This is a genomic window from Stenotrophomonas sp. NPDC077420 (assembly GCF_044543385.1).
Classification (GTDB): Bacteria; Pseudomonadota; Gammaproteobacteria; order Xanthomonadales; family Xanthomonadaceae; genus Stenotrophomonas.
This window is the reverse complement of record NZ_JBITVZ010000021.1, coordinates 1-15950: the sequence shown is the minus strand read 5'-3', so window position 1 is coordinate 15950 and position 15950 is coordinate 1. Positions and strand designations below refer to the sequence as shown.

General features: G+C 60.3%; 12 protein-coding genes. 6 read left to right on the top strand and 6 right to left on the bottom strand.

Annotation, left to right across the window (positions count from 1 at the left end; genetic code table 11):
- Positions 1–3: 3 nt before the first annotated feature.
- Positions 4–975 (bottom strand): mitochondrial fission ELM1 family protein, encoded by a 972-nt coding sequence (locus tag ACIGII_RS17055; RefSeq protein ID WP_399640129.1) that lies wholly within the window; start codon positions 973–975, stop codon positions 4–6.
- A 126-nt stretch (positions 976–1101) separates the two neighbouring features.
- On the opposite strand from ACIGII_RS17055, the gene ACIGII_RS17050 reads away from it, so the two are divergent.
- Positions 1102–1692 carry a malonic semialdehyde reductase gene (locus ACIGII_RS17050; protein WP_399640128.1) on the top strand — a complete coding sequence of 197 codons (591 nt, stop codon included), beginning with the start codon at positions 1102–1104 and terminating at the stop codon, positions 1690–1692.
- A 162-nt stretch (positions 1693–1854) separates the two neighbouring features.
- The gene (locus ACIGII_RS17045) at positions 1855–2562 is read left to right on the top strand and encodes a YceI family protein (protein WP_399640126.1); all 708 of its coding nucleotides are present in this window, start codon (positions 1855–1857) and stop codon (positions 2560–2562) included.
- A 188-nt stretch (positions 2563–2750) separates the two neighbouring features.
- On the opposite strand, the gene ACIGII_RS17040 is transcribed toward ACIGII_RS17045, so the two are convergent.
- From ACIGII_RS17040 to ACIGII_RS17030, 3 genes are all read right to left on the bottom strand, one after another.
- Entirely contained in the window at positions 2751–3167 is a 417-nt protein-coding gene (locus ACIGII_RS17040; protein WP_399640124.1) for a hypothetical protein, read from the bottom strand.
- A gap of 495 nt (positions 3168–3662) precedes the next feature.
- Positions 3663–4457 carry a siderophore-interacting protein gene (locus ACIGII_RS17035; RefSeq protein WP_399640121.1) on the bottom strand — a complete coding sequence of 265 codons (795 nt, stop codon included), beginning with the start codon at positions 4455–4457 and terminating at the stop codon, positions 3663–3665.
- Positions 4458–4550: 93 nt separating this feature from the next.
- Complete coding sequence (locus ACIGII_RS17030) at positions 4551–5054, bottom strand: PadR family transcriptional regulator (RefSeq protein ID WP_399640118.1); 504 nt, start codon at positions 5052–5054, stop codon at positions 4551–4553.
- A gap of 435 nt (positions 5055–5489) precedes the next feature.
- On the opposite strand from ACIGII_RS17030, the gene aceE reads away from it, so the two are divergent.
- The 4 genes from aceE to ACIGII_RS17010 all read left to right on the top strand — a co-directional run bounded on the left by aceE (position 5490) and on the right by ACIGII_RS17010 (position 13426).
- Positions 5490–8177: a pyruvate dehydrogenase (acetyl-transferring), homodimeric type gene (gene aceE, locus ACIGII_RS17025; RefSeq protein ID WP_399657591.1), complete on the top strand. Its 2688-nt coding sequence runs from the start codon at positions 5490–5492 to the stop codon at positions 8175–8177.
- A gap of 399 nt (positions 8178–8576) precedes the next feature.
- Positions 8577–11180 (top strand): hypothetical protein, encoded by a 2604-nt coding sequence (locus tag ACIGII_RS17020; protein ID WP_399640113.1) that lies wholly within the window; start codon positions 8577–8579, stop codon positions 11178–11180.
- Positions 11181–11186: 6 nt separating this feature from the next.
- Positions 11187–12326, top strand: coding sequence for a hypothetical protein (locus tag ACIGII_RS17015; protein WP_399657588.1), 1140 nt, complete (start codon positions 11187–11189; stop codon positions 12324–12326).
- A 479-nt stretch (positions 12327–12805) separates the two neighbouring features.
- A complete protein-coding gene (locus tag ACIGII_RS17010) occupies positions 12806–13426 on the top strand; it encodes a hypothetical protein (protein ID WP_399640107.1) in 621 nt (206 codons plus the stop codon).
- Here the strand turns inward: ACIGII_RS17010 and ACIGII_RS17005 are convergent.
- Positions 13397–14602: a Druantia anti-phage system protein DruA gene (locus ACIGII_RS17005; RefSeq protein ID WP_399640105.1), complete on the bottom strand. Its 1206-nt coding sequence runs from the start codon at positions 14600–14602 to the stop codon at positions 13397–13399. The genes ACIGII_RS17010 and ACIGII_RS17005 overlap by 30 nt on opposite strands.
- 263 nt (positions 14603–14865) lie before the next feature.
- Entirely contained in the window at positions 14866–15585 is a 720-nt protein-coding gene (locus tag ACIGII_RS17000) for an HNH endonuclease (protein ID WP_399640102.1), read from the bottom strand.
- Positions 15586–15950 lie beyond the last annotated feature (365 nt).

The following is a 15950-nucleotide window of genomic DNA, read 5'->3' as shown; positions in this document are numbered from 1 at the left end:
CCGTCAGGCAGGGATACCCAACGCCTCGCGCACCTGCCCGGCAATCCGCCCGGTTTCGCGCAGCGGTTCAATCGGGCCCGGGTAGCTCCAGTCCAGCCAGCGCTCCTGCAGGCGCCCACGTGCGCGCAGCGCCTGCTGGAACTGCACCATGCGCCCCTGCGCCTGCTGTTCCAGCGCTACCGCCACCGGCAAGCGTGTGCCGCAGGCTTCGGAAAGCAGGTTCACCGAATCGGGAGACACCACCACCCGATCAGCCCATCCCAGCAGCCCCGCGTACGGATTCACCCCGTCGCCGCCATCGCCCCAGATCACATGCGGCACATCGGCGAAGGCACTGCGCAGCACGCCCACCAGTGCCGGCGGCGTGCGCCGCGACGTGGTGGCCAGCAGGCTGCCGCCCTCCGCGCGCAGCTGCTCGGCCAGCTGCTGGAACACCTTCACCATGTCCGGCTCATGCCACGGCGCGTGCGGGGTCGGCCCGCCCACCAGCAGCGCCGTGCGCGGCCCCGGCAGCTCGCCGAAACCGGCAAATGCCGCACGGCCCACCGTAAGCCAGTCATCGTCCACCGGGTTCAGGCTGCCCAGCAGGGTGAGCACGTTGCTGCCGCGCAGGCGGTCGTGTTCGGGCACCACCAGCAGGTCCCAATGGCGCGTGCCCAGCCGCGGGTCCAGGATCTGCACCACCGTGCTGCCGCGCCGGCGCAGTTCGCGCAGCGCCCCGGCGGCCTGGCGGCCACAGCCCACCGCCAGCTCCGGCGGCTGCGCAGTCAATGACGCGAATGCCTCGCCATAGCCCCCGGCCATGCCCGGCAGCCAGCGCGGCGCCACCCACTTCCACGGCGCGCGCGGCACCAGCACCAGCGGCCGATGCACCCCCAGCTTCAGTGCCGTGGCCAGCGCCACCGCCTGCCGGACATTGCCGGCGCGGCCGTCAGTGATCGTCCAGGGCGGACTCCATCGTTTCACGTGTGGCATTAATTCGTTTCAATAAGGCTGGGTGTTGCAACAGTCGCGACACTCTACACTGCGAGCCTTCGCCGGCTGCCGCTGCCCTTTAAGGTAGCGCACGGTGAACAGGATTCCCTTTCTACCGGAGGCTTCATGTCCAACGTGCTCAACGATGCTGCGCTCGACCAGTTGTTCCGTACCGCCCGTACCCAGAACGCCTTCCTCGACAAGCCGGTGGAAGACGACCAGCTCAAGGCGCTGTACGACCTGCTGAAGTGGGGCCCCACCGCCGCCAACGGCAGCCCGGCGCGCTTCGTGTTCGTGAAGTCCGCCGAAGCCAAGGCCAAGCTGGCCCCCGCCCTGTCCGAAGGCAACCACGACAAGACCCTGGCCGCGCCGGTCACCGTGATCATCGGCTTCGACGAAGACTTCCACGAAAAGCTGCCGTACCTGTTCCCGCACACCGACGCCAAGGCTTGGTTCGACGGCCCGCGCGAAGGCCGCCACGAATCGGCGTTCCGCAACGGCAGCCTGCAGGGCGCCTACCTGATCCTGGCCGCGCGCGCGCTGGGCCTGGATGCCGGCCCGATGAGCGGCTTCGACCCGGCCAAGGTGGACGACGCCTTCTTCAAGGGCACCCCCATCAAGTCGAATTTCCTGGTCAATCTGGGGTACGGTGATTCGTCGGGCCTGTTCCCGCGCCTGCCTCGCCTGTCCTTCGACGAAGCGGCCCGCATCGTCTAAGCGTTTCCGCCGGAGAGAGCGGCCTGGCGCCGTTCTCGACGTCGCGCAGTGACGGCCTGAAGGGTGAGCACCCGCCTGGCCGGTATCCTTGGCCCGTCCCTGCGGACGGGCTGTTGCACCCCTTCCTGTGTTCCCTTCCCATTCGAGAGAGAGAGACCTGCCATGACCGTGACCCGCAAACTGCTGCTGCCGTTGGCCCTGACCCTGGCCATCGCCGCCTGCTCCAAGCCGGTTGAAGACACCGCCGCCCCGGCTGCCGACGCCACCCCGGCCGCTGCCGCCACCGCCCCGGCCGAACCGGCTGCTGCGCCGGCCGCTGCCCCGGCTGCCGACGCCATCCAGATCGCCTCGGGCACCTACAAGCTCGACCCGAGCCACACCGACGTGCTGGCCCAGTGGAGCCACTTCGGCTTCTCGCACCCGACCGCGCACTTCGGCTCGGCCGAAGGCACCCTGGTGTATGACGCCGCCGACGTGACCAAGAGCACCGTGGAAGTGAAGCTGCCGCTGACCGGCCTGAACAGCTTCACCGCCAAGTTCGACGAACACCTGAAGAGCGCCGACTTCTTCGACGCCGCCAAGTTCCCGGCTGCCACCTTCAAGAGCACCAAGGTGGAAGCGGCCGGCACCAACAAGCTGAAGGTCACCGGCGACCTGACCATCAAGGACATCACCAAGCCGGTGACCCTGGACGTGACCGTCAACGGCGGTGGCGAGCACCCGATGGCCAAGGTGCCGGCGGCTGGTTTCGACGCCACCACCACCCTCAAGCGCAGCGACTTCGGCGTGGGCGCCTACGCCCCGAACGTCAGCGACGAAGTCAACATCCGCATCACCACCGAAGCCACCGGCGAAAAGCCGGCCGCCTGAGCGGCGGGTACTCAGCCGGCGTATGCGGCTGATGCACGCGGCTGATGCACCCGGCTGATGCAAACGGCTACGGCGTACGGCTACGGACGGGGTAGTGCCGACTGTCAGTCGGCACCCCACCGAAGCCCGCAACAACAAAAAAACCCGCCAACCATCGGCGGGTTTTTTCATGCAAAACGAAAACCAACTCAACCCACCGCAATCCTCGCCAACCACCCACTCGCAAAATCCGTAGGCAACCGCCGCGCCGGCGCGGCCAACCCGCTTTCCCGCAGGAACGCATGCGTGGCCTGCGCGAAATTCTGCCGCGCAATCAACGCCGTCTGCTTCACCGCGCCCTGCTGCTTGCGCAGCTGCACGATCTGCAGGCTCGGCTTCCCCGGCAGCGCGTACTTCTGGTACCGGCGCAGCTCATCGGCCACCAGCGTGATATCCGCATTGGCCTGCAGCAGCGCCAGCTGCGCCCGTGCCAGCGGCAGCACCGCCTCGCGCATCGGCACCGTCGCCTGCGGCGCGGCCGTAGCCAGCGTGGCATCCAGCGCGGCATCAGCGCGCTCCAGGCGCGCGATCAGGTCGGCCAGGGCCGGAAGAGAAGCTGCTTGCATCGAAAGTGGGCCGGGCAAAACGCGATTGTCGCACGGGGCGGGTCACGACCAACGGTCGTGACCTACCGGGTGTGCGGGCAACCGCATGTTTGCAGCGTACGGGTAACGCCTGCCCACCCAGCGCCGGAACCCACCGGGGCCGGCCCCCACCCGGTAGCGCCGGCCGTTGGCCGGTCCCATCGTCCCAAACACCGAAACCACAGCGGCGCGGGCGGGGCTGCCCTCCGTCGGGTCTCCCACGGCCGGCCAACGGCCGGCGCTACCGGCCACCACGGTCGCGGTAGCGGCCACCCATGTTCGGCGGAACCGGCCCACGCATTCGCGGTAGCGGCCACCCATGTTCGGCGGAACCGGCCCACGCGTTCGCGTTAACGGCCCCCCATGTTCGGGGGACCGGCCCACGCATTCGCGGTAACGGTCCACCCATGGCCGGGGGAACCCGCCCACCGCGGTAGCGCACGACCGTTGGTCGTGCGGGCGCCAACGGCGCGCGCCTCAATCCCCCTCATGCCCCGCATGCGCCTTCCAATACCCCTTCGACCGGATCCACTCCTTCGGCACGCCCAGGTGTCCCTCGATGTACTTCCGCATCATCCGTGCCCGGCGCGACTCGGCGGCAATCCAGTAGAACGTATCGCCCTCCGGCTCCTCGAAATCGGTCAGCACATCCTCCAGCAGCGTGCTGGTAGCCGCATCAAACCCATTCCGCTCCAACCACGACACCCGGATCCGCTCATCCTTAGGCAGCGCCTGCCGATCCTCAGCCTCCGGAATCTCGATATACACCTCCGCCCGCGCCTGCGCCGGCAGCGTCTCCAACCAGCGCCCGATCGCCGGCAGCGCGGTCTCATCGCCAAACAGCACATACGTATCGAAATCATCGGCCGTAATGTGCGACCCACGCGGCCCACCCACCGCAATCGCATGGCCCGGCTGCGCATTTGCCGCCCAGCGCGACGCCACCCCGTCCCCGTGCATCACGAAGTCGATAGCCAGCTCATTGCTCTCCAGATCCCACCAGCGCGGCGTGTAATCGCGCGCGGGGGAGGGCTGCTGTCCCTCCGGATACCGCGGACCCTCCGGCGTCATCGTCGGCACCACGAACTGGCCTTCCTCGTTCGGGAAGAACAGCTTCACGTGGTCATCCGGCGAAGGCGACTCAAAGCCTTCCAGCGCCTCACCGCCCACGATCACCCGGCGCATGCACGGGCTGATCTCCTCGGTGCGCAGCACCTCCAGCGGGCGGAACTTCACGGTGTGGCGCACCAGTTTGTTTTCATGCAAAGCCATGGCGATGTACCTGTTTCAAAGCCGCCGCAGCGGCGTATGGGGGAAAGACCTGGCTGGCGCGAAGCGGGCGGGGTCGAAAGGAATAGGGGAAGATCAGCGCCCGAACGCGCGGATCCGCGCAGCGGCCTCGCCCAGCGCCTGCGCTACCGCCGCCGCGTTGTCGTCCTGCCAACGCGCGTGGTGCAGGGCCAGCGCCTGTTTCAGCTCACGCATCGCATCGCGCACCACCGGCGGCAGGTTGGCCTTGGCGATCATGCGCGCGCTGTACCGCACTCGCTGCATCGCCGCGTCCACCTCTTCGCGCTGCGCCGCCAGCTCGGCCTGGCCCAACGCCGTGAGCTCATAACGCTTGCGCCCGGCCTCTTCCAGCGCCGTCACCCAGCCCGCGGCCTCGAACTGCCCCAGCACCGGGTAGATCGAGCCCGCACTGGGCGTATACACCCGCACGAACATCTCGCTGATGCACTGGATCAGCTCATAGCCATGGCGCGGCTGCGCCGCCAGCAGCGAAAGCACCAGCAGGCGCAGGTCGCCCCGGCTGAGCGGGCGGGAGGTAAGCGGACGGGCAGGCCCATCCAGATCACGCGGAGCAGTCATTTCGATATATCGAATGAAGTGCGATAACGATATATCGAAAAAGACTGCCGGTGTAGGGTCACGCCATGCGTGACTGCGCGCACGTTCAGCAGTCGTTGACCCCGAAAGGACCGCACCCAGCCAGACCTGGCCTCGTTCGAACCGGCCCGCCGCCACCACAACGGTTCGTCCCCCAGGTAGAACACTCCCCAGGTTCCACGCCCCCAATGACAGCGCTAGCCAACCCAGCCGCCCCAAAAGCCGCCCACGCATCAACCTGAAGCCCCCGTGGAACCCCCAAAACAACGCGCTCCACTGTCGCCCTATGTCCTCAAGACACAACGCCACCCCTTCCATACGCACCCGTAGCGAAGTAAGCAAACCCATTGGTGCGCTACACTTTGCGGCTAGAAATCAAAAACAGTCGCGCGCGTGCGTGCGGTCATGGGAGCGCTAATGAACTGGTTGAACGAGGTGCTGAACAACGACCCGAATCCTGTGGAAACCCAGGAATGGATCGAGTCGCTGAAGGCCGTTATTGATGTCGAGGGCCCTGAGCGCGCGCATCAGCTGTTGGAAGGCATGGTGGAACTCACCCGTCGTTCGGGTGCTTACCTGCCGTTCTCTCCCACCACCGAGTACGTGAACACCATCGCGCCGAACCTGGAGGCCAAGAGCCCGGGCAACGCCGAACTGGAATGGCGCATTCGTTCCATCATCCGCTGGAACGCCATGGCCACCGTGGTGCGCGCCAACCGCAAGCCGGGCGACCTGGGCGGCCACATCGCCAGCTTCGCCTCCGGTGCCACCCTGTACGATGTGGGCTTCAACCACTTCTGGCGCGCCCCCAGCGACAGCCACCCCGGCGACCTGCTCTTCATCCAGGGCCACAGCGCCCCGGGCATCTATGCGCGTTCCTTCCTGGAAGGCCGCATCGACGAGCAGCAGCTGGACAAGTTCCGCATGGAAGTCGACGGCGGCGGCCTGTCCAGCTACCCGCATCCGTGGCTGATGCCGGACTACTGGCAGACCCCCACCGTGTCCATGGGCCTGGGCCCGCTGGCTGCCATCTACCAGGCGCAGTTCCTGCGTTACCTGGAAAACCGTGGCCTGATCGAGAAGTCCGACCGCAAGGTGTGGTGCTTCATCGGCGACGGCGAGAGCGACGAGCCGGAAACCCTCGGCGCCATCGCGCTGGCCGGCCGTGAAGGCCTGGACAACCTGATCTTCGTGGTGAACTGCAACCTGCAGCGCCTGGACGGCCCGGTGCGCGGCAACGGCAAGATCATCCAGGAACTGGAAGGCGTGTTCCGTGGCGGCGGCTGGAATGTCATCAAGCTGCTGTGGGGCGGTTACTGGGATGCCCTGCTGGCCAAGGACACCAACGGTGTGCTGCGCAAGCTGATGATGGAAACCGTCGACGGCGAATACCAGAACTGCAAGGCCTTCGGCGGCGCGTACACGCGCGAGCATTTCTTCGGCAAGTACCCGGAAACCGCCGCCATGGTGGCCGGTCTTTCCGACGACGACATCTGGCGCCTGAACCGTGGCGGCCACGACCCGCACAAGGTGTATGCCGCGTACCACGAAGCGGTGAACACCAAGGGCATGCCGACCGTGATCCTGGCCAAGACGGTCAAGGGCTACGGCATGGGCAGCGCCGGTGAAGCGCTCAACCCGACCCACCAGACCAAGAAGCTGGACGACGAAGCGGTGCGCCACTTCCGCGACCGCTTCAACATTCCGGTGACCGACGAGCAGCTCAAGGACGGCCAGGTGCCGTTCTACCACCCGGGCCCGGACTCGCCGGAAGTGCAGTACCTGCAGGAGCGCCGCGCCGCACTGGGCGGTTACCTGCCGCAGCGTCGCCGCAAGGCCACCAAGAGCTTCAACGCACCGAAGCTGGAAGCCTACGAGCGCCTGCTCAAGAGCAGCGGCGAGCGCAGCTACTCCACCACCATGGCCTTCGTGCAGAGCCTGAACATCACCCTGCGCGACAAGGAACTGGGCCCGCACATCGTGCCGATCGTGGCCGACGAAGCCCGTACCTTCGGCATGGAAGGCCTGTTCCGCCAGATCGGCATCTACGCGCCGTTCGGCCAGAAGTACAAGCCGGTCGACGCCGACCAGCTCATGTTCTACCGCGAAGACCAGAGCGGCCAGGTGCTGCAGCAGGGCATCAGCGAGCCGGGCGCCATCAGCTCCTGGATGGCCGCCGGTACCAGCTACTCGGTGTCCAACGTGCCGATGCTGCCGTTCTACATCTACTACAGCATGTTCGGCTTCCAGCGCGTGGGCGACATTGCCTGGCAGGCTGCCGACATGCGTACCCGCGGCTTCCTGCTCGGCGGCACCGCCGGCCGCACCACGCTGAATGGTGAAGGCCTGCAGCACGAAGATGGCCACAGCCATCTGGCTGCCGGTGGCATCCCGAACGTGCGCAGCTACGACCCCACCTTCGGCTTCGAAGTCACGGTCATCCTGCAGCACGGCACCAAGCGGATGATGGAAGACCAGGTAGACGAGTACTACTACCTGACCCTGATGAACGAAAACTACACCCACCCGGAAATGCCGGAAGGTGCGGCCGAAGGCATCGTCAAGGGCATGTACCTGCTCACCGACGCCGGCAAGCCGAAGAAGAACGAGCTGCGCGTGCAGCTGATGGGCTCCGGCACCATCCTGCGCGAAGCCATTGAAGCGGCCGCGCTGCTGGAGAAGGACTTCGGCGTTACCGCCGATATCTGGAGCTGCCCCAGCTACAACGAACTGCGCCGCGATGGTTTCGACGCCGAACGTTGGAACCGCCTGCACCCGGAAGAAACCCAGCGCAAGGCCTACGTGACCGAGCTGCTGGAAGATCGCCAGGGCCCGGTGATTGCCGCGACCGACTATGTGCGTGCGTATGCGGACCAGATCCGCGCGTTCGTGCCGGCTACGTTCACCGTGCTGGGTACGGATGGCTTCGGTCGTTCGGATACCCGTGCGAACCTGCGTCGCTTCTTCGAAGTGGACCGGTACTACATCGCGCATGCCGCGATTGCGGCACTGGCCAAGGACGGGAAGATGACCGGGAAGGATGTGGCCCGGGCTATCAAGCAGTACAAGATTGATCCTGAGAAGGCTAATCCGGTTGGGGTTTGATGCAAATCAAAAAAAGGCGACCTAAAGGTCGCCTTTTTTTTGCCGACAACAGCCTCGGGCAGCTGGCTCACCAGGCGATGGCAGTCGCCACTTAACTCAAGGCTACCGGGAGTGGGTGCAATATTGCCAAGCCAACGTTAGTTTCATCCAGCTGGTAAAGATGCGCTAAAGTCCCAGAGTGCACGCCGGACTAAGTAATACACTTGCTCCTGATCAAGTCGTAGGGATCGGGGCGCAACGAAGTCTACGATTTTGGGGGAGGCTAGTGAAGCTGAGGAGTAAGGCCTTCGGGTTGTTCTATCGTGTTAAGCGAGACGGACTCCGGCCTATCTGCGTTTGGTCACAAAAACAGCGGATCTAAGTCCCGCTGAGGATAGCAACAACAAATGGAGCGCATGCATGTATAACTATGGTCCGGAACTCGATCCAGAAACTACTGCCTGGCTTGCAAATGGGGCGGTGATTCCCGAGATGCTTGCTGTAGAGATGCGCGATGGGACCTTTCGTGAGTACCTTGTTCTAGATCGAAATAGCGATGGCGTCGTCGAGCCTCTAAAGAAAGGGCGACGAGGTCGAAAGGGCTTTGTCCTTAAGGTCCAGGATATCCACTCTGGAGACTTGTACGCCGCGAAGCTATGTATTCCAGAGGATTATGAGTCAACCACTCCTCTTACGGAGCTGGAGTTCGCGCGCGAGCTCCGTGGTCTCGGCGAGTTGATACTTCTACCAAAGCTGCTTGGCAGTGTCTCCCGCTTTGAGGGTGAGCCAAGACACGGGGATTCCACTAGGTGGGTGTGCTTCGTTAGCGAGTGGCTTGATGGCGTAACACTTCAGGAGATGATCGAGGATTCTCCAAATGAAATCACTCCTGGGCTGGTTGCTGCCGTCGCCAAGGACCTACTGACCGCCGTGCTCGTCATGGAGGACAAGGGCTATAAGCACGATGACCTAAATCTTGGCAATCTAATGCTGGAAAGCCCGGATGAGTCCATAGCGTCCATTAATCCATCCAAAGCCGTCGTAAGGTTGAGAATTATCGACCTGGGAAGCATGAAGGAAATCGATCGGGCCACCACGAAGCAGGACGACGATTGGTCCCTGTCAGCCAGGTGCCTTGTCCAGCTTCACAATGCCCTCCACTCAAACCGACTGCTGGCATCTCAGTACCCGCTCTTTATAAAGAGCTTCAAGGAGTTCATTCATGACCTGGCTGACGAGCCATCGAGAAAGTTCCCTGATCGTGGTGACTACGTAAGGAGAATAGAGCGCGCAGAAGCACTTATCACAATTGAGCCTCGAGCGGAAACGGTCTTCCATCCTATGGAGGCTATTAGCGCAGAGCACCTCGTAGACGATGCCATACTGCTCGAACTATTTGTTCGTCATCTTCCGTGGATATCGCTGGTTCAAAGGCCGAATCCGTGCGTTCTCGTTGGCCCGCGAGGTTGTGGAAAGTCCATGGTGTTTCGTCACATGGCTACGAAGACACATATCACGTCAAAGACTTCATCCGCGAAGATACTGACTGAGGCTAAGATGTTCGGGGTCTACATTGGCTGCTCCAGTGACCTAAGTCATGACCTCATCTGGATTAGTCACGAGCCAGATAGGGTTGAAGCGTACGTGCCGCGGATCATCGATTACTTCAATTTGGTCGCCGCGCGCGAGCTAATGAGATCCCTCGCCAGCGCCGCGAGTGCTGAGGATTTCTCGAAATGCCTTGGAATAAATGACCAGGCGAAGCGGCGCATAGGAGAGTTTCTTGAGAATGCGCTAGGCTCCGAGCTGAGGCGAATACACGTCAGTGGCATGGAGATGTTTCAGTCATGTGCTGACAGTATTGAGCGCCTGAGGTTTTCGCTTGCCCAAGAGATGCGCGGAGGCCCGGGAGGTGGTTTGGGTACGGGCGCGACTTTTCTCCGAGATCTCTGCTCGAAGATCGTTGCAGAGTTACCGCCACTACAACACTACAAGATCACTTTTCTCTTGGATGACTACACTGAACATCGCATCTCAAGGCCAATTCAAGAAATCTTGAATGAGATCGTCTTCCAAAGAGTTCCATCCTTGATGTTCAAGGTGTCGAGCGAGCCTTATGGCTTCGATCCATCCACATTCCACGGAACGCGCGTAGACAGCACGCGCGAGTATACTGAGATCGATGCAGGAACTGACTGCCTGGAAATGCTTCCTCCCGGCCGAAAGAAATTTGTGTCAGATATGCTGGATCGAAGATTGAAGGCCGCGAAGTACGCCGGCACGTCAGCCGTTCTGATTGGAGAGAGCTCCTACAAGACTGACCCAAAACTTGCAGAGGCAATCAAATTCAATCGAAGAGGCAAACAGACTCATTACAATGGACTGGATGTGCTGTCCAATGCATGGAGCGGAGACGTTGCTACCGTTCTTCATATTGTAAGCAATATGTTCGCCGATTCAGGGATTGCTCCGGGGACAACGACGAGGATATCCAATCAGGTCCAGCACAATGCAATTGTGAGAGTCTCTAAGGGACTTAGGGCGCGTGTCCAGAGCTTCTCTCCATATGGAAAGGAGATGGGTGCTATTCTCTCGGCCTTTGGTGATTTGGCGGCTAGGTTGCTGATCGAATTCGACTCAAAGTCGACAGGTGAGGAGTCTCCAACTAATAGGAAGTACCGAATAGAATGGACTCTTCCGGAAGGGGCCTCGGTTAGTTCAGAACTTCGCCGTGTTGACGCTACAGGCGAGCTCTACTCACTGTATAAAGAACTCGTCCGTCGTGCCGTTTTCCACGAGAACCTGGAAAGCAGAGGAAAAGAGGGTGCCGGGAGGAGAATCGTCAGGTTGCAGGTGCGAAGCTCCTTACTTCCCAGCTTTGGCACTTCCTTAATCCGCGAAAATCACCTTAAGATTGTTCGCGTGGAAGATTTTGTCGAGTTTTTGACCATGCCTGAACGTTGGGCGGAATCAGTTATCGCCCGATACCGCACTCCCGCGAAAATAATAGACCTTTTTGGCTGAGGCGATATGAATCGTGACAGAAAGAGCTTCACCGTTCGCACCGTAAAAGCTGACGAGTGCATTCACGGCTTGCCGACGCTTTCTGCACTCGAGGATTTTGATTGTGGAATCGATATTCTAATCCTCGCAGCAGGATTCGAAGAGCGCGTGCTCGCTGTGCCAGGACTAATCGCCAGCGGTGATGTGGGAAGAATTCAGAAGATCCTAGTTGGAAGATACCGGACGAACGCGGACGACAACTCTGCGAGATACTGTCAGTTGGAGCCAGTCTTAACTTCAATTGGATACGAAGTCGTAGAGTTCTCCGCGGATGATCCCTATAACGTGAGCTATGCGATCGACTACGCAGTGCGTGAGTTGTCCCGGGAGAGTACTCGCGTGCTGCTTGATATAAGTGGTGCTTCCTCCACAATGATCGTTGCCGCGATGTCGGCCCTCGTTAAGGCAGCGGGACATATTGCTCTTACAGTGACTTACGCAGAGGCTGAGATTTATGACTGCCCGGCGGAGATAGATGGAGAGTCGCGGGTCACGATACAGCGCGAGTCTGGTGTTAGCAGTGACCCCCTTTACGGTTCCTTTACTGGACATCACCATGATCATCTACCGGCATCGGTAATAGCAATTCCCTCCATGTATACCGATCGACTTGAAGCCTGTCTTGCGCATCTCAACGTTGGTCCAATCACGGGATCAGAGGACAACCTATTCTGGGTGCGCCCCGCAACTTCAGCTTCTCAGCACACTTGGCGACAGGAGCATACACGCAGAGCCGTAGAGGATCTGGTTAGGAGGCTCCAAGGGAGGGACGGTGAGCCAGGTGAGGAAGGTGGAATAAGGCCTGACGATATGGCGGTCTGCGATACCCTGGACTATGCAGACACCGTGCGCTTGTTGATTTCTAGGATCGACACGTTGTCCGGTCGAAACATTTCAATTGCTCATATGGGAAGCAAACTGCAGGCGGTTGGTGTCGCACTCGCAGCGGCTGCGAGGAGTGAAGTGTCCGTGCTGACCGCCCGCCCGGCGTCTTTCAACGCAAAATCGTACTCCAAAGGAGTGGGTAAGCTACATCAGCTGCACTTCGTGGACCTGGGCTCGACACTCAACTCGATTGCCTCCATAGGCTCATTGCGGATCCCATGATGCAGTCCCTCACCAAATGCTTGCCATGGTCTCGTGTAGTCCGCGATCAGGCCAAAGTGCTTCTGTGTATAACTACACTTGGCCATCGACGCTTCGTCGATGATGCGATACAGATGATAGGTCTACCGCGAGGTGCACGGATTTTGCTTAGGTACAGGAAGCGCTACACCTCTTCCGAAGTCTGGAACTTGGCTAGGGATTCGGGACTTAACGAAGCGCATGTGTTGCTAGTTCTTGGTGCTGAGATTGGAGGAAGTTCCCAATATCGACCTCTTCGTGTCGCTCGCATCTGCTCTGCTTCCGCGGATGGTGAAATCCTTAGCCTTGACGTTTGCCTTGATGGCTATGCGGCGGAAGGAAATTATGTATGGACGGCAGTAAGGGAGGTATCAAAGCAGCTTCCTGCATCTCTGGCAGCTGGCGCGTCTGCTGGGGGGCACTATGTTCAGCTACTAATTTCCTGTCCAGGCAGTGTCTTAGTGGATCAGTCCGTCGAAGGGTGGGAGCGTGCGGCAGATGCGCTCTTCTCTATTGACCCGTCGGCGCGCGTTCCATTCCTGTATGCGATGAGGTCGCAATCTAGTCAATTTGGCCGCCTGGCTGCATCGGGCGAACTAGTGGTGGAGGGCGGGGCCAAGCTTGGGTGGGACATTCATACCAAATGCAATCCAAAGTTTGACCAGTTCGTCAACCCTCTTGGTGAAGTCTTGGTGGAGCTGTCGTGCCCGGCCATGCGCATGATTACGTCTCGCCGCATACGTGTTGACTCAAGGCGCGACGTGAAGTCCATGCAGCTAGCCTGCGATGCATCGTTTCGACCAGTGCCGGGTCATCTATCAATTCGCGTCGTGACTTTTCAGGCCGACAATGTCGCTCCTATTGCCGCGGCCGACAGAAAGCCGCTGACGCTTTCGAGACACGACATACCCGTAAGGGTAGGTTGGATCCTGCCAGTTGCTGCGTCGATTGCTGCCGCTGGCGCTGCCACTTCTGCCATGTGGAAGGGGCAAGACTGGTCATCCAGCAACAACATCGCCGCCATCCTTTCTGGTGTCCTAGTATTTTTGAGCCTAAGCTTTGGATTGAGAGGTAAGTACTGAGGAAAACTGGCGCAGTGCAGTCTCCATGCGCTGTTTTACCGAAAACTCTTGAGTGTCGACACGACTCTCGCTCCGCCTAAGGCACCATCGTTCAAGCCAAAACTCAGCCCAATTTTTATCGTCAAAGCTTAAAAGGTTCGGCTGCGCGCCATGGGCATTGACCTCTTGCAGGTTTTTGGCAAACTCAAAGATAAATACTTGCCGCTCGACGCCATGGCTCAAGTATCGTCTAGATATACCGAGTTCATCCAGCGCATGCGCTACATTTTGCCATCGCACCTTCGGGCCGTTACCAAAGCCCGCGGGCACATGGCGGCCGCAGTCCTTTAGGTGCGAAACTATATGTGGATATAACTCTTCCAGGTGAATAGTGCCGAAGCCCTTTGTAAAGCCCAAAGGTTTAGCAAGAATTCTATCGTGGTGCTTCAAGCGATTATAGATCGAACTGCGCCCAAACGCACTCGTAGTGGTGACCGCCAGTAGGCCGGCGTCTCGGTTGTCATGATGCTCCGTTGGACTGCAGTACTTTCGAAGGTACGCGTGTCTAATCTTTTCGGAATGAACAAGTCCGGCGACGAGCTTCCCCCCAACTAATTGCGAATAGGATGGCGACGCGCCGATTGTGTATGCATCCAAAGTTCGATTTATCGTCGCGAGCTTCCCATATCCCCCCGCGCGTAAATATTCATCCCTACACTTTAAGTCAGCGGCTGGGGATTGAAGTCCAATTAGACCGATAACAGCGTTGTGGTACCTGTCCATGACAAGAAAGCGTAGACGGCGTCCGTATCCCTTTGAGAATGGCATGGACCAGTATCCTCTCAGTAGACGGAACAATCTGCCCTCAAGAGTTCGAGATTCTCCGACCTCCACGAGCTCGACATCAATCCGCCGCGGATCAATGTTGCTCGGCTCTGGGAAATAACTGGAAAGTGCGGCGTAGTCTTTTATAAGGCCGGGAAGGTGCACACCTTGGTCGTTCCGCTTTGCCCTGACGTGCATGGCCCTAAGTGCATCCTTTCCGCCCGTACGCACTGCATGCTGCGTGCGCTCCCATGCTGCAATGATGTCTTCAGCCAGCTCGCTTGCAGTCAAAACGCTGCATCGCTGGGAGCTGAGGGCAAGCGTACTGTCCAAGGCACAGGACTGTCGGGCGTTCGAATCTGCTGCCTGCATTGGAGATAGAGGTGATGTAGGCAATGAAGGAAGACCGGCCGCTTCGCGTTATGGTTAGTATTCAGTTATGCTGCGAGCTCAGATCTTCTGCCCCTGCGCACGGGCATTGTATACGGCAATGGAGCCCCGCGCCGGTAACCCGTGCCCCGTATCGCGGGTTGACACAATTCGACAGGCCGTTGACCTGTTGGAAGTGGCACTCACGATGCTCCCCGCGTCGGGGTCAAATCGGAGCAACCCGTGGTGTGAGACATGAGGCCGGGTCACCAGTTGCATTGTCGCCGGTGCCAGCGCAAAGACTCAAGGGAAACGTCCACGGCGCCTGCGGATCTCTCGGCCAGCGCCGTACCGAAATAGGGCGCGTATTCCGTTGCATACAAGGAAGGGCTCGCGACCACAACCATTGTCTCTGGCTCAACCGACACGAGGCGAAGATCGAAGAGGGTGTGAAGGTCCGCCCTGAGCAAGAGCCCGTTGCTAGGATGGTTGGTAGCACCATCTCGGTATGGGTAGATATGCGCGGCTTCGAGCAGATCAACCACGGCGCAGCCCGTCACGGCGCAGCGTCCGCTATAGATCTCAATGAGCGCCTTGCGGAAAGCCGGCTGGCCACGGCGCTGAACAACGCTCCGAAGCACCCGCCAACGTTGATCGTCGGCTCCACTCGGTGAGAACTCGTTGTTTGCCTCTAGCTCGCGCTCGCGCTCAACGAGCTCGGCGCGCACGCTGGCATCCGCCAGCCCGGCCTCGCTAGAGCCGATGCGCGCCTGAATCATCCCAACCAGCGCCTTGGACACATTGGCGCCAACGTTAGCCAGTGGCCGCACCCCTGGGATAAGGCGGTATCCGAGCTCGTCCATCACCTGAGAGACGTTTCCGAACCTCCGGGCCCAAGCTGCCTCATCCTTGCCGTACTTCTCGGCCAGGTCTCGAAAGGTCTGAGCCTTGTTGACTTTAATGCCGTTGACGATTTGGGCTCGCATGTCAAGGTATCCATCAACCGAGGCCTGCAATTGCTCTTCTGTCCACCGTTCCATTTGGTGCCACACCTGGCCGTCCGATTGCTTGGACCGATAGGTATGGATTATGCCGTAAACGACTCACAGTGGCGCGAATGGCTCATGCGTGGGGCGACCGGTACGCGGGGAGGACACTAACGATGGACAAATTTTACCCATCCACGCTGCCTACGCTGAAGCTTGCCCATAGAGGCGACTTGAGTCTCCCGTCTCTGTACAAGCATTTTCGTTCTCCTGAACCTGCCCCTTGAGATCGGACGCCAAGAAACACGTGGTCAGCCGGCGGCTTTCAATCGTTTGGCATATTCGTTGGGTGATAGATATCCCAG

Bases quoted from the DNA above. Each gene is read 5' to 3' on its own strand.
- ACIGII_RS17050 (WP_399640128.1), top strand. From the start codon at position 1,102: ATGTCCAACGTGCTCAACGATGCTGCGCTCGACCAGTTGTTCCGTACC.
- ACIGII_RS17005 (WP_399640105.1), bottom strand. From the start codon at position 14,602: ATGCAGGCAGCAGATTCGAACGCCCGACAGTCCTGTGCCTTGGACAGT.
- ACIGII_RS17040 (WP_399640124.1), bottom strand. From the start codon at position 3,167: ATGCAAGCAGCTTCTCTTCCGGCCCTGGCCGACCTGATCGCGCGCCTG.
- ACIGII_RS17020 (WP_399640113.1), top strand. From the start codon at position 8,577: ATGTATAACTATGGTCCGGAACTCGATCCAGAAACTACTGCCTGGCTT.
- ACIGII_RS17045 (WP_399640126.1), top strand. From the start codon at position 1,855: ATGACCGTGACCCGCAAACTGCTGCTGCCGTTGGCCCTGACCCTGGCC.
- ACIGII_RS17030 (WP_399640118.1), bottom strand. From the start codon at position 5,054: ATGACTGCTCCGCGTGATCTGGATGGGCCTGCCCGTCCGCTTACCTCC.
- ACIGII_RS17055 (WP_399640129.1), bottom strand. From the start codon at position 975: ATGCCACACGTGAAACGATGGAGTCCGCCCTGGACGATCACTGACGGC.
- aceE (WP_399657591.1), top strand. From the start codon at position 5,490: ATGAACTGGTTGAACGAGGTGCTGAACAACGACCCGAATCCTGTGGAA.
- ACIGII_RS17015 (WP_399657588.1), top strand. From the start codon at position 11,187: ATGAATCGTGACAGAAAGAGCTTCACCGTTCGCACCGTAAAAGCTGAC.
- ACIGII_RS17000 (WP_399640102.1), bottom strand. From the start codon at position 15,585: ATGCGAGCCCAAATCGTCAACGGCATTAAAGTCAACAAGGCTCAGACC.
- ACIGII_RS17035 (WP_399640121.1), bottom strand. From the start codon at position 4,457: ATGGCTTTGCATGAAAACAAACTGGTGCGCCACACCGTGAAGTTCCGC.